Source organism: Marinomonas piezotolerans (genome assembly GCF_003362755.1).
GTDB classification, from domain to species: Bacteria; Pseudomonadota; Gammaproteobacteria; order Pseudomonadales; family Marinomonadaceae; genus Marinomonas; species Marinomonas piezotolerans.
This window is the reverse complement of sequence record NZ_QKRA01000002.1, coordinates 416,683-429,528: the sequence shown is the minus strand read 5'-3', so window position 1 is coordinate 429,528 and position 12,846 is coordinate 416,683. Positions and strand designations below refer to the sequence as shown.

The 12,846-nt window shown below is 49.5% G+C and carries 12 protein-coding genes; 8 read left to right on the top strand and 4 right to left on the bottom strand.

The window, feature by feature from the left end; all coding sequences use genetic code 11:
* Positions 1-3: 3 nt before the first annotated feature.
* The 7 genes from DN730_RS05985 to hepT all read left to right on the top strand — a co-directional run bounded on the left by DN730_RS05985 (position 4) and on the right by hepT (position 6,681).
* Positions 4-1,569 carry a gamma-glutamyltransferase family protein gene (locus tag DN730_RS05985; RefSeq protein ID WP_115467194.1) on the top strand — a complete coding sequence of 522 codons (1,566 nt, stop codon included), beginning with the start codon at positions 4-6 and terminating at the stop codon, positions 1,567-1,569.
* Positions 1,570-1,668: 99 nt separating this feature from the next.
* On the top strand, positions 1,669-2,487 hold the full coding sequence (locus DN730_RS05980) for a sulfite exporter TauE/SafE family protein (protein ID WP_115467193.1): 819 nt from the start codon (positions 1,669-1,671) through the stop codon (positions 2,485-2,487).
* Between the two features lie 9 nt (positions 2,488-2,496).
* A complete protein-coding gene (locus DN730_RS05975; protein ID WP_115467192.1) occupies positions 2,497-3,738 on the top strand; it encodes a pyridoxal-phosphate-dependent aminotransferase family protein in 1,242 nt (413 codons plus the stop codon).
* Positions 3,735-4,961, top strand: coding sequence for an allantoate amidohydrolase (locus DN730_RS05970; protein WP_115467191.1), 1,227 nt, complete (start codon positions 3,735-3,737; stop codon positions 4,959-4,961). The genes DN730_RS05975 and DN730_RS05970 overlap by 4 nt, the downstream gene beginning before the upstream one ends.
* 170 nt (positions 4,962-5,131) lie before the next feature.
* On the top strand, positions 5,132-5,497 hold the full coding sequence (locus tag DN730_RS05965; protein WP_115467190.1) for a cupin domain-containing protein: 366 nt from the start codon (positions 5,132-5,134) through the stop codon (positions 5,495-5,497).
* Between the two features lie 362 nt (positions 5,498-5,859).
* Positions 5,860-6,255, top strand: coding sequence for a type VII toxin-antitoxin system MntA family adenylyltransferase antitoxin (mntA, locus tag DN730_RS05960; protein WP_115467189.1), 396 nt, complete (start codon positions 5,860-5,862; stop codon positions 6,253-6,255).
* 3 nt (positions 6,256-6,258) lie between these two features.
* Positions 6,259-6,681: a type VII toxin-antitoxin system HepT family RNase toxin gene (gene hepT / locus DN730_RS05955; RefSeq protein WP_115467188.1), complete on the top strand. Its 423-nt coding sequence runs from the start codon at positions 6,259-6,261 to the stop codon at positions 6,679-6,681.
* Between the two features lie 274 nt (positions 6,682-6,955).
* Here the strand turns inward: hepT and DN730_RS05950 are convergent, their stop codons facing one another.
* From DN730_RS05950 to DN730_RS05935, 4 genes are all read right to left on the bottom strand, one after another.
* Positions 6,956-7,804 carry an ABC transporter permease gene (locus DN730_RS05950; protein WP_211313833.1) on the bottom strand — a complete coding sequence of 283 codons (849 nt, stop codon included), beginning with the start codon at positions 7,802-7,804 and terminating at the stop codon, positions 6,956-6,958.
* Between the two features lie 3 nt (positions 7,805-7,807).
* Complete coding sequence (locus tag DN730_RS05945) at positions 7,808-9,364, bottom strand: ABC transporter permease (protein WP_115467187.1); 1,557 nt, start codon at positions 9,362-9,364, stop codon at positions 7,808-7,810.
* Positions 9,365-9,441: 77 nt separating this feature from the next.
* On the bottom strand, positions 9,442-10,536 hold the full coding sequence (locus DN730_RS05940; protein ID WP_115467186.1) for an extracellular solute-binding protein: 1,095 nt from the start codon (positions 10,534-10,536) through the stop codon (positions 9,442-9,444).
* A 91-nt stretch (positions 10,537-10,627) separates the two neighbouring features.
* Complete coding sequence (locus tag DN730_RS05935; RefSeq protein ID WP_115467185.1) at positions 10,628-11,761, bottom strand: ABC transporter ATP-binding protein; 1,134 nt, start codon at positions 11,759-11,761, stop codon at positions 10,628-10,630.
* Positions 11,762-12,210: 449 nt separating this feature from the next.
* On the opposite strand from DN730_RS05935, the gene DN730_RS05930 reads away from it, so the two are divergent.
* Complete coding sequence (locus DN730_RS05930) at positions 12,211-12,780, top strand: Crp/Fnr family transcriptional regulator (RefSeq protein ID WP_115467184.1); 570 nt, start codon at positions 12,211-12,213, stop codon at positions 12,778-12,780.
* Positions 12,781-12,846: the final 66 nt, after the last annotated feature.

The window sequence follows — 12,846 nt, the reverse complement described above, 5'->3', positions numbered from 1 at the left end:
TTTATGTCGAATATTGCGTTTACCGCACCGCACCACGAAGCCGCAAAAGCGGGCCAAACGATACTTGAGCAAGGTGGCACCGCGATCGAAGCCATGGTCGCTGCTGCCGCAACAATCGCTGTGGTTTACCCCCATATGAATGGGCTTGGTGGAGATGGATTTTGGTTAATCAGTGAACCCGGCAAGGCCCCTATTGGAATCGATGCTTCGGGTACGGCCGCTCAAGCTGCAACACGAGAGTTCTACCACGGGCAAGACGTCATACCGACACGTGGTGGTCAAGCCGCTCTCACCATGGCAGGAGCCGTCGCTGGATGGCAAAAAGCGCTGGATATCAGCGCCACGTGGCAAGCGCCAAAAACGCTTTGTGAATTGCTCGACAACGCAATTAATCACGCCCAGAACGGCATTACAGTAACAAAAAGTCTGCAATCAGCAAGCCGCAAAGTACATGCAGATTTGGCGACGTTAGCGAATTTTAGCCAGTTTTTAGACCAAGGTGAGACACTTACTCAAGGCAAAACACTAACGCTACCAAGGTTAGCCAATACCCTAAAACGTTTGGCAACGAGCGGTCTGGATGACTTTTATCATGGTGAAATCAGTGAACGTCTTGCGGCCGATCTAGAAGCGGCAGGATCGCCCATCCGACTCGAAGATTTTCACAATTATCGTGCTGAAGCCGTCACTCCACTTAGCGTTAAGACCAGTGTTGGCACACTGTACAACCTCCCTGCTCCGACACAGGGAATCGCCTCGCTGATTATCTTAGCCTTGTATGACCGTATTCATCCGCTAGGAAATGGCAGTGATGTGGACATGGCTCACTTGCTCATTGAAGCTACAAAACAAGCCTTTATCGCACGCAACGAATACGTCACCGACCCCTCTCGACTCACCACTGATTTGCAGGAACTGCTCAGCGACGTGAATTTGGCCAAGATGACCAAAGCCATCAAAGCTGATACTGCGCAGCCTTGGCCACACCCAGCCAAACATGGCGACACCATCTGGATGGGCGCGTGCGACAGCGAAGGCCGTATAGTCAGTTATATCCAGAGTCTTTATTGGGAGTTTGGTAGCGGTGTGGTGAGCCCAAGCACGGGCATTGTGTGGAGTAACCGCGGCTCCTCTTTCAGTTTAGAAGCAGGGCACTTACAGGAACTTAAGCCACATTTAACGCCTTTTCATACATTGAACCCCGCTTTTGCAGAGCTTTCTGACGGACGCCGTATTAGCTATGGCACCATGGGGGGTGAAGGCCAGCCGCAAACCCAAGCCGCGCTATTCAGTCGCTATGTGTATCATAAATTGCCGTTAGAAAAAGCCATCAGCGAAGGGCGCTGGCTGCTGGGTCGCACATGGGGAGACGTCAGCCATAACCTCAAAATTGAAGCCGACTTTGCCCAACAGGCAGAGTCAATCTTCACTCAGCGTGGGCACGACTTGGTGATTGTCGATGCCTGTAATGAACTTATGGGACATGCTGGCGCAGTCGTACAACACCAAGATGGTGAGGTTGATGCCGCCACCGACCCACGAAGCGACGGCGCTGCGTTATGCTCATAGGCACTGATCAGCAAGCATGTTTAAGTGTCACGACATTAATACAACCATTATTCAAAGCCGCTCGTTTAGAGCCCTTTTCAATCAGGAGTTAACAGTAACATGTCATTCATAATGGAAAACTATTCCATGATTCTCGCCATGATGGCGACCGGTGTGGTCGGTGGGATCTTAGCAGGGCTATTGGGCGTAGGAGGCGGCATCGTCATCGTGCCTGTCTTGTTCTTCCTTTACCAAGGACTGGGCGTGAGTGCCGACACTGCGATGCTGGTTGCGACGGCCACGTCTCTTGCGACGATCATCCCAACGTCTATCAGCTCAATCCGCGCACACAACGCCAAAGGCAATGTTGACTTTGTGCTACTTAAACAATGGGGTGTGTTCATCTTTGCGGGCGTTCTCATCGGTAGCTATGTCGTTACGATCGTGAATGGCCAGTGGCTAACGCTATTATTTGGTGTGATTGCCACACTGTCGGCGATCAACATGCTGTTAGGTAAGAAAGACGCTGTCTTCCAATCCTTACCGGGTAAAGCAGGACAAAGTGTGATTGCCACTTGTATTGGTTTCTTTAGCTCAATGGTTGGCATCGGTGGCGGTACCCTGACAGTCCCTACCTTGACGTTCTGTAACTACCCAGCGCACCGCGCTGTCGGAACAGCGGCAGCGGTAGGTTTGATTATCTCACTACCCGCTGCGGCGACGATGCTGGTGATGGGTCAAACACCCATAGATTCGCCGTTTGGCACAATAGGGTTGGTTAACCTTGTCGGCGCAGCCTGCATTATTCCGCTAACCGTTTTATTCGCTCCGGTAGGTGCAGGACTTGCAAACCGATTGAATGCTGCCGCTCTCAAAAAAGTCTTCGCAATCGTACTGATCTTTACCGGCGTACGAATGCTGTATCAAGTTTTAGCCTAGGAGTTCATCATGCAACCTCTATCTTTACCTCCGAGATTGTTAATGGGCCCTGGCCCGATTAACTGCTACCCACGCGTATTGCAGGCAATGTCGACGCAACTGGTAGGTCAATACGATCCGGCGATGACAGGCTACATGAACGAAACCATGGCGCTGTACCGTCAAGTATTCAACACGCAAAACCAGCAAACATTCTTGATTGACGGCACCTCGCGCGCTGGGATCGAAGCCGCGTTGGTCTCTGTGTTGGAGCCAGGCGACAAAGTGTTGGTGCCTGTATTTGGTCGCTTCGGTCATCTGCTTACCGAGATCGCCGAGCGCGCCGGGGCGGACGTACACACCATTGAAGCTCCGTGGGGTGAGGTCTTTGACCCCCAACAAATCGAAGACGCCATCAAACAGGTTCAGCCGAAGTTATTAGCGGTGGTGCAAGGCGATACATCGACCACCATGTTGCAGCCATTAGAAGAATTGGGCGCCATTTGCCGTGCCCACGATGTGCTGTTTTACTCTGACGCGACGGCTTCGATTGCCGGCAATCCGTTTGAAACCGATGTATGGCAACTCGACGCGGTGACCGTTGGTTTACAGAAATGTCTGGGTGGGCCATCAGGCAGCGCGCCGATCACTATGAGTGACCGCTTTGTCGATGTGGTACGTCAGCGCCAGCACGTAGAAGCGGGCATCCGCGACGCCCATCATACTGACGCTAAAGGCGCCCGCATTCGCTCTAATTACTTTGATCTGGCGATGATCATGGATTATTGGGGAGACGAACGCCTCAATCACCACACCGAAGCCGCCACCATGCTCTTTGGTTCACGTGAGTGCGCCGTCGCCTTGTTAACAGAAGGTCAAGACGCGGTGCTGCAACGCCACCAGAACGCTGGTCAAGCCATGCTGAAAGGCATTCAAGCCATGGGGCTCAAACCGTTCGGCGATTTGCAACACAAGATGAGCAACGTGGTCGGCGTCTATATTCCTGATGAAGTCGATGGTGAGCAAATCCGCCATGACTTACTGAACATTTTTAACATCGAAATCGGCACCAGCTTCGGCCCCCTCAAGGGGAAAATCTGGCGTATCGGCACGATGGGCTACAACGCGCGCCAAGATGCTGTGCTACATACGTTGCAATCACTGGAAACGGTATTGCGCCGCAGCGGCTGCAAACTGTCTGCAGGCGCGGGTGTTGACGCAGCAATGGCGGTGTACGCCAATGCCGCCGCCAACGGTAAGGGAAGCCTATGATCGACTATCACCAGCTTGCCCAGCAGGTCATGAGCCGCTGTGAAGAACTTGGCCAAATCAGCCAATCGAGTAAATGCTTGGATCGCCGCTACCTTACAGAGGAGCATAAGCAAGCCAATCAACTGGTAGGTAGCTGGATGTCAGACGCAGGCATGCGCACTTGGCAAGATGCCGCAGGTAATCTATGGGGACGCTGGGAAGCCAGTCACGAAGACGCTCCGCGCTTTACCATGGGTAGCCATTTGGATACCGTGCCAAATGGCGGCAAGTACGATGGCATGTTAGGCGTGATCGCGCCTGTCACCCTAGTCAAAGCCCTGCAAGACACAGGCATAACGCTGCCCTTTCATTTGGATATCGTAGGGTTTGGCGATGAGGAAGGAACACGCTTTGGGTCTACCTTACTTGGAAGCCGCGCATTGACAGGGCAATGGCCCGCAAACTGGGCAGACTTAAAGGATGACCAAGGAATTAGCCTCGCCCAAGCATTACAAAACTTCGGCAGCAGTTTTGAAGCGGTGGCGGATGCCAAAATCGCTACTCATGACTTAAAAGGCTATCTTGAGTTACACATCGAGCAAGGCCCTGTACTGGAAGAAAAAAACCTCCCGGTTGGTGTCGTCAGTGCCATCGCGGGCGCTAAGCGCTTCGAATTTAGCGTAACCGGCATGGCTGGCCACGCTGGCACCGTTCCCATGCCAATGCGACGGGATGCGCTCGCGGCCACCAGCGAGATGATTCTCGCCATCGAAACCGTTGCAAAAGAACACGGTGTGGTCGCCACAGTTGGTCAGATCAGTAACCGACCGAATGGCGTCAATGTGATCTCGGGGTTCACCACCTTCTCATTGGACATTCGCAGTGAGCACGACAACCAACGAGACGACGCGCTCGCAGACATCATGGATCGGTTAGAGAACATCGCCACTAAGCGCAATGTCACTTTATCTCACCAACGCACGCACGCGGCCAATGCCGTGCATTGCGATGACGACTTACAAGGAGTATTGCGGGATGCCATCGCCGCCCAACACATCGATGTGCATACGCTGTTTTCAGGAGCAGGCCATGATGCCATGGCGATTGCAGATATTTGCCCGGTCGCTATGCTGTTTATGCGCTGTGATAAAGGCATCAGCCATCACCCCGCAGAAGCCATCACGACCGAAGACGTGAGTGCAACCTTAGCCGTGCTAAGCCATACGCTGCAGAGCCTGAAATAAGCCCTGCAGATACGCATTCAAATCACTGGGGCGGAGTTTCGTACCTCGTTGATACATCCGTCAATGCAATTCAATTGGCTTGCGCAATGCTCGCTCCTCGACCACGTCTGTGCCAATTAAACCCATAGACGGTTGCGAATGAGCCCCAGTTTTATCTAGTGAGGATTTTTATGAAATTTACGCGAATTTATAACGACGATCAGGGCAAAAGCCACTTTGGCGAAGTACACATCAAAGTGCGTGACGGCGGGCCAATCGGCATGTTGTCCGAGCGCTTTGATGCGGGTCAGATGATTTTTCGTGAGACTCCAGCAGACTATGACTTCAAATGGCACCCAGCCCCTCAACGCCAACTCTTGTTCATCATCAAAGGCCGCTGCCAGTTCACCGTTTCTTCGGGTGAAACCCGCGAATTCGCAGGCGGCGATGTGCTGTTGTTAGAAGACACGGAAGGCGAGGGTCACTGCTCCAAAGCCCTCAACAACGAAATCCGCCACTCGATCTTCGTCACGCTGCCAGAGGGCACTGTGCTTTAGCCCCCTTATCAAGTCATACCCCTGTGCGATCTGACTTCGTCAGGGATAAGGAATAGCACTTTCCTTTCGCTCTTATTTCGACTCACCTCAATACAAACCTATTTGCACAGCCGATGCCTTAGTGCCAAACTTAGCCAATAGTGAATGTAGAGGTTGGATTCCCCGTTAGATGACGAGCTGTAATCTGACTGGCTAAACGAAGTAAAACGCAGAGCTGACGATATTGACTCTGGCGATGCTATAAAAAAGGCCCATGCATTAGTAACATGAATTACCAACATGGCCGTCGTTCATTCAAAATAGAATGAAATATCAACAAAAATGCCTTTCCAGTCGATTGCCCAAGACCTAAAGGAATCAATTTGAACAGCAGTATCACTGACAAGTTAGTTACTTTAGCCTCTGAGACTAAAAACATCTCGGCTCTATGGCTCTACGGCTCACGGGCTAAAGGCAATCACCGACCAGACAGTGACTATGACTTGGCAGTACTGTTTACTGATTGGGTTGAAGACCCGCTGGATCGTCGACTTCGCCCTGAACTGTTAGCAATGAACTGGTCTAAGAAACTAGGCCTCACCGAAGACAAACTAAGCATCGTTGATATTCAGAATGCACCCATTCCGCTGGCGATGAATACCATCTCTGGCAAGTTACTCTATTGTGGTGATGATGATGCGCGCTTAAGTGCTGAGGGGATCATTATGTCAAAAGCTGAGTTAGACTATCAGTATCATCTGAAGCACTTTGGATTCTAACCGATGCCCGATTCTTACTACCTTTCCGCGATCCGTTTAAATGCAAAAACGTACCAGTCTGAACTAAACGAATTGCATGATATTTTAGCTCAGCGTAATTTATCGACGTTTGAATATCGTGCTGCAGAGCGCGCTCTACAAGTCAGTATCGAAACCGCTATTGGTGTCGCAAAACACTGGGCAAAATCTCTGTCAGGTATGAGTCCAAGCGAAGCGTATCAGGCATTTGAAGTCATTTCACAGCACCAGCACCTAAACCTAGAGCAACTTACTAATTGGCGTAAAGTCATTGGTTTACGCAATGCATTAGTACATGACTATTTGAACATCGATCCTAATATTGTCCGCTCAATCATTGCGCAGAACTATTACCAGCAAATCTTCGACTTTATCACGCAAGGAACAAGGGCTTTAGAGTCTGTGTAGGTAATAGACAAGGGAGACTGCACTGACTTGATTCTTAATTATCAGTTCCTTTCTGAAGGCGAATGCCACTACTCCAAAGCCCTCAACAACGAAATCCGCCACTCGATCTTCGTCACGTTGCCAGAAGAGGTAGAGCTGTAAACCCAAGCCTCCTAGGAGCAATGAATTTAGATAGAGCATTTCTCCTCACACTGTGTTTTTTAGGATCAATCAGACACAAAAAAGCCGCTACAACAGCGGCTTTTTGTTTGCTCGCGCATACAACGCAATCACACTAGGACACGCCGCGGATACGCTCAGAGCGACGACGTAATATTTCCACAAGTGCCAGCAGCATAATTGACAACAGCACCATGATGGAGGCGACAGCTAAGATCGTTGGGCTGATCTGTTCACGCAAGCCGGTGAACATCTGCCATGGTAGTGTTTTCTGGCCTGCGGAGCCGACAAACAAGACCACTACCACTTCGTCAAACGATGTGATGAACGCAAACAACCCACCCGAAATGATCCCAGGCAAAATCAGCGGCATCTGGATACGGAAGAAGGTTGTGACGGGGTTGGCGCCTAGATTGGCAGCGGCTCGTGTTAATGAGCGGTCAAAGCCGACTAGCGTTGCAGTCACGGTAATGATCACAAACGGTATCCCCAGCACGGCATGGGCCATAACCACACCCCAATAGGTCCCTTGTAAACCAATACGGCTGTAGAAGAAGTACATGCCAGCCGCCGAGATCACCAAAGGCACAATCATCGGTGAGATCAAGATCGCCATGATGGCGCGCTTAAACGGCACGTGAGATTGGCTCAAGCCGATCGCTGCGAGTGTACCGAACCCCACAGAGAGTAACGTCGCCACCGGCGCTATTCGAATGGAGTTATACAGTGCACCGGTCCAATCTGGATTAGTGAAGAAGTCTTCATAATGCCGCAAAGAGTAGCCCGCAGGATCAAACGCGAGCATCTCTTTAGTGAAGGTAAAGAAATCCTCCGCGTTGAACGACAGCGGAATCACGACAACGATGGGCGCAATCAGAAAGAAAAACACCAAGCCACAAATCACGCGAAAAGCATAGAACCAAAACTTTTGTAGCGGTGATGCGTAATTAGGTAAATGAATCATAAGCTACCCCAGTTTCATGTTATCAATGCCGACAAACCTGTCATACAGCCAGTACAGTATCAGTACGACCGCTAACAAGATGGCGCCCAATGCGGATGCTAAGCCCCAGTTCAAAGAGCTGGAGATGTGATAGGCGATCCGATTCGAGATGAATACACCTTGCGTACCACCCACAATTTCCGGAGTAATGTAGTAACCAATCGACATAATGAAGACCAGAATCGAGCCGGCACCGATACCCGGTATGGACTGCGGGAAGTAGACCCTGCGGAACGCTGTCCAATCATTGGCACCCAATGATTTTGCCGCCCGAACATAGCTTGGCGGAATCGTCTGCATGACGGAGTACAACGGTAAGATCATAAATGGCAGTAGGATATGGGTCATCGCGATGATCGTACCCATTTGGTTGTTAATCATGATCAAGCGGCCTGCTTCATCAATAAGACCACTCCACACCAATATGTCATTGATGACACCTTGTTGTTGCAGTAGCACTTTCCATGCAGAAGTTCGCACCAACAAGGATGTCCAAAACGGCAACAGTACCAAAATCAATAGCATGTTTGCTGAGCGGCGGGAAATATTCGCCAGTAGGAACGCAACAGGGTACCCAAGCAGAATCGTACATCCCATGATGAACAAGGACATGTAGATGGTACGCGCAAACAGCGTGCCGTAGAGGCGTTCATTTTCAGGCTTAACTTCTGCGCCATTGATGGTTTGTTCCATATCGACGGCGTTTAGGAAATACCCAGGTGTGTAGTTGCCAGAATATAATTTGATCGTGGCCCAATATTTGGGATCAGCCCAGTCATCTTCTGCATCAATAAATTGCTCTTTAAGACTGACACTTTCAAAACCACTGACGGCATTCATGGCCGTACGTACATCGGCATTACGCACCGACGCACCGTTTTCAGATAAGTGCATCAAGTCGCGGTAAAGTGACGTATACACAAAGTCTTCAGGCGTTTCAGCGTCTGGATTGTCACCTTCTTCAACCATCAGCTCACGCCAAGCGGTGTAGCTTGAGGCGGTCTCGGGTAATTGCTTTTGGACGCGCTCATTATTCATCAAGCTCGCCCAATAAGATGGGTCCGCCCATTTCGCATCCAGCTCTTCAAATTGATCGGTATATACATCGGTATCGAAGCGTTTGACCCGGCGGCCAGTCTTTCGAAACATGGACGAAATACCCGTCTGTTGATAATTTAGCCGCGATCCCAATCGGGTGTGAGTTTTGTACTCTTGCGCCAAGTACAGATCTGTATAAAACGCAGCAAATACGTCTTCATCCGGCGCTTCTTGGCTCTCTGCTGACCAGCTTTCCAGTGCCACCACCGTACGCGGCAAGGTGTCTGACACAATGTCATTCTCCACGGAGCGGAACAGCATATCCGAGATGGGGAAAATAAAAGTAATTAAGACAAAGATCAGCAAGGGAGCGATGAGCATAAATGCTCGCAGCTTCTGCATCCGCAACGCGCGATTCAGGCTGGTCTTCAAAGGAGTGCCATCTGCAGCGAGCAGTGGCTGATTGGAAACTTTATCAGTCATAGGCCATCAGTCGTATCAGGGTGAGACTTACCTTCCCGTGTGGAAAGGTAAGTATGGATTCGCCTTACTGCGAACGATTAGCGTGCTAACCAAGCTTGGAACTTCGCATCGATATCATCACGATAGTCCGCCCAGAACTCGTAGTTGTACAAGAACGTGTTGGTTGCGTTTTTAGGATCTGTCGGCATATGTGGTGCCATGTCGATACCTAGCGTGGCATGTTTGCCAACCAATGGCGCAGAAGATAGACGCGCAGGACCGTAAGAGATGTATTTCGCTTGATCGGCTAAGCGCTGTGAATCGGTTGCAAAGTACACATAATCCAAAGCGGCTTGTTTACGATCTTCAGGTAAGCCAGCTGGAATAATCCAACCATCTAAGTCGAATACTTGTGCGTCCCACAACATCGCAACAGGTTGTTTTTTCTCTTCAATCAAAGAGAACAAACGACCGTTATACGTTGAGCCCATCACGATTTCACCGTCAGCCAACAATTGCGGCGTATCCGCACCCGCAGACCACCAAATAACATCGTCTTTAATTGTGCCAAGTTTCGCTAGGGCACGTTCTTGTCCTTCTGGTGTTTCAAGCACATCGTATACGTCGTCTTTCGCAACGCCATCACAGATAAGTGCCCATTCCATGTTGTTGATTGGACGTTTTTCTAGTGAACGCTTGCCTGGGTAAGTTTCTGTATCGAATACATCACAAACGCTTGTCGGAGGCGTATCGCCTACTTTATCAGTACGGTAACCAAATGTCGTAGAATATACGATCTGAGGAATGAAACATTCAGAAACGATTAGATCACCGAAGTCATCTTCTGGTGAGGAGCCATCAACGCCAGGTGCTAGCATGTCATCATGATCGATTTCCATCGCTAGACCTTCATCACACAAACGAATCGCATCAGAGGCAACTACGTCCACGACATCCCATGTGACATTATTGGCCTCGTTCATGGCTCTTAATTTGGCAACCGCTTCAGCTGAACTTTCATCATTGATGATGTTGATATCAGGATTCATCTTCATGTAAGGCTCGCTGTAGGCCTTCAATTGTGAATCAGAATATGCGCCACCCCATGACACGACCGTCAAATCCTTGGCCGCTACGGTTAGTGATATGGAGGCACTTATGCCCGTTACGAGCAGTTTAGTTGATCTCTTCATTACTTCTCTCCGTAGTTCACCCCGAGTTTTAATGCAGTGCTCCCACGACGGGGAAGAGCGGAAACACCTAATCCTATTAGTGTTTGGACACTTAGCGAACGATGTCCATATCCAATGCTCGACAATCATCGGCGGACCAACCAATTTGAGCAGTTTGGCCAACTTCAAGATGACTAAAGCCTGGTGCATTAGGCACCTTCACAATGAACTCTTCATCGCCATGGACAGACATACGGCAACGCACATGGTCACCTAAGTAAATTTGTTCTAGTACTTTCGCTTCAACGGTGTTGCTCGTTGCAGCCTCGCCGATCAAAACACGTTCAGGTCGAATGGATAACGTAGTTTTTTCACCGACCGCACCACAATTAACCGCGAGTGCCTGACAAAGATCTCCTGATGCCAAACGCACGCCAGCGTAGTCTCCATCCACCGATTCCACAGTACCGATCAAACGGTTGTTCTCACCGATGAATTGCGCCACAAACGCATTATCAGGTTTGTCGTACAGCTCTTCTGGTGGAGCTAATTGTTTGATTACGCCATCGTTGAACACCGCAACACGGTCGGACATCGTCAGCGCTTCCGATTGGTCATGGGTCACATACACAACAGAGATCCCCAAGCGCTCATGCAAGCGTTTGATTTCGAGCTGCATGTGCTCACGCAGTTGCTTATCCAATGCACCTAATGGTTCGTCCATCAGCACTAGCTCTGGCTCAAATACCAATGCACGAGCCAGCGCGATACGCTGTTGCTGACCACCAGACAGCTGCACAGGGCGTCGGTTAGCAAATTTAGACATTTGCACCATATCCAGTGCTCGACGTACCTTTTCTTGTTGCTCCGATTTACTGATGTTGCGCACCTGAAGAGGGAATGCCAAGTTCTCGGCAACCGTCATATGTGGGAACAGCGCGTAGTTTTGAAACACCATACCGATACCACGTTTGTGGGGCGGAATGTCGTTGATGGGTTGGCCGTCTAGCAAGATGTCACCGTGGGTCGCTGTTTCAAAGCCTGCTAGCATCATCAGGCACGTGGTTTTACCCGAACCTGAGGGGCCAAGCATGGTGACAAATTCGCCTTTGGCAATTGAAAGATTTAAGTTTTTAACAACAAGCGTAACGCCGTCGTAACTTTTCTGAACTTGGTCAAAAACAACAAAACCTGTGTCTTTATTGGAATCCAAAACCTTCCCTCTTTTCGCCAAATTTGAAATCATTATTGATTAGAACTCTAATTTCCATACTAAGATTGATCATTTGGATCAAACTTTCAAGTAATGATTACTGAAAAATTAGGGTGCATTTTTCATGCCTACGAAGGTGACCATTTACGTCAATCACCCTATAAGCCGCGCCATACAAGGCATCAAGAAGATCTACTTTTTGTTTGCACAGTGTAAAATATGGAAAAAATAAGGCAAAAAAAATTCACCACGCGTAAAGACAATCCTTTGTGCACAAACTTATTGCAGATCAAGGAGTTCCTGACCATTCGTAGCACTTCTGAATGCTTGCCGGAGACAAAGCTGCACAACAAGGTTTTCCACAGTAAATTGATAGCAAGATAGGGTGATTTATTACACCTCCAATTGGGCGCAATAAGCATTGGTGACCCACTCCCTTTTAGTGATAAGTTTAAGCTGTTTAGAACCTATTAAGGACGACGATGAGCATTGATAAAACACCTTTGCCAAACAGCCCTCTCAGTGATTTATCGCCGTCGATTCAGCACGCGATTTTCACTCATCGACAAACGTTCACAGCGCCAAAAGGACATTCTTTACTCGATGCATCAGAGCCTTGGCGTCATGTTTATTGGCTTCATTCCGGTGTGGTGCGTATGTATTATTTGGATACTTATGGACGGGAACACAACAAACGTTTTTTCTTGGCAAACGACTTTTTTTGGCCCGTGACGACAGGACTAAGAACCCAAGAAGCAGGCTTTTACATACAAGCACTCAGCGACATTCACTGCGATCGATGGGAGTACTCCGCCTTTCGCAGTGCCTTTGCCGAGAGCACAGATTGGCTTATTTTTAGCCACCTATGGCTAGAGCGATTGACCGACTCCAAGCTGGCGCGCGAGCGTGATTGGTTGCATCTAAGTGCTGCAGAGCGGTACCAAAAACTCTGCGACGAGGCTCCCAACCTGATCGATCAGGTTCCGGCGCATCATATTGCTAGCTATCTTGGCATCACTCCGGTTTCACTATCACGTATAAAAAACAGCTAATTCATTATCATTTGATAAGGATCTTTTGGATACGCTAGGACATACTGCCAAAAACAGTTAGGAGAA

Coding starts and splice junctions, on each gene's coding strand:
- DN730_RS05940 (WP_115467186.1), bottom strand. CDS start 10,536: ATGAAGAGATCAACTAAACTGCTCGTAACGGGCATAAGTGCCTCCATA.
- DN730_RS05975 (WP_115467192.1), top strand. CDS start 2,497: ATGCAACCTCTATCTTTACCTCCGAGATTGTTAATGGGCCCTGGCCCG.
- DN730_RS05965 (WP_115467190.1), top strand. CDS start 5,132: ATGAAATTTACGCGAATTTATAACGACGATCAGGGCAAAAGCCACTTT.
- DN730_RS05930 (WP_115467184.1), top strand. CDS start 12,211: ATGAGCATTGATAAAACACCTTTGCCAAACAGCCCTCTCAGTGATTTA.
- DN730_RS05970 (WP_115467191.1), top strand. CDS start 3,735: ATGATCGACTATCACCAGCTTGCCCAGCAGGTCATGAGCCGCTGTGAA.
- DN730_RS05945 (WP_115467187.1), bottom strand. CDS start 9,364: ATGACTGATAAAGTTTCCAATCAGCCACTGCTCGCTGCAGATGGCACT.
- DN730_RS05950 (WP_211313833.1), bottom strand. CDS start 7,804: ATGATTCATTTACCTAATTACGCATCACCGCTACAAAAGTTTTGGTTC.
- DN730_RS05935 (WP_115467185.1), bottom strand. CDS start 11,761: ATGATTTCAAATTTGGCGAAAAGAGGGAAGGTTTTGGATTCCAATAAA.
- DN730_RS05980 (WP_115467193.1), top strand. CDS start 1,669: ATGTCATTCATAATGGAAAACTATTCCATGATTCTCGCCATGATGGCG.
- DN730_RS05985 (WP_115467194.1), top strand. CDS start 4: ATGTCGAATATTGCGTTTACCGCACCGCACCACGAAGCCGCAAAAGCG.
- hepT (WP_115467188.1), top strand. CDS start 6,259: ATGCCCGATTCTTACTACCTTTCCGCGATCCGTTTAAATGCAAAAACG.